Origin of the sequence: Pseudomonas sp. HMSC066A08 (assembly GCF_001813025.1) — a bacterium.
In the GTDB taxonomy this organism is placed as follows: domain Bacteria; phylum Pseudomonadota; class Gammaproteobacteria; order Pseudomonadales; family Pseudomonadaceae; genus Pseudomonas; species Pseudomonas aeruginosa.
Map to the genome: position 1 here is coordinate 1 of NZ_KV811195.1, position 332 is coordinate 332.

The window sequence follows — 332 nt, forward strand, 5'->3', positions numbered from 1 at the left end:
ACCAAGGGATTTTAAAACATCAAAGAAATTATTACCTTCATCATCTCTATTTTGCTCCCATCGAGTATGGTCAATTTTCCCTGTTAGCACTTTACTTCCGATACATGAAAACCCAAATCGGCTCGATTCTTCTGCTCGGAATACAATTAACTCTAGATCACGTTTCAGTTGTTGTGGTTTGTATTGCATCAAAGCATAAAAACCAGCAATAACTCCTAAGGCACCATCATAAGCCCCCCCTTGGGGAACGGTATCAAGGTGAGAGCCTGTTCCTACGGCGGGTAACGTTCTATCTTGCCCCGGTAAGCGAGCGTAGAGTGTGCCAATACCGT

1 protein-coding gene is annotated in these 332 nt (G+C 43.7%); it reads right to left on the bottom strand.

Going from position 1 to position 332, the window contains the following annotated elements:
• On the bottom strand, positions 1–332 hold a 332-nt coding region (locus HMPREF2886_RS32610; protein ID WP_139148370.1), incomplete at both ends, for a M20/M25/M40 family metallo-hydrolase.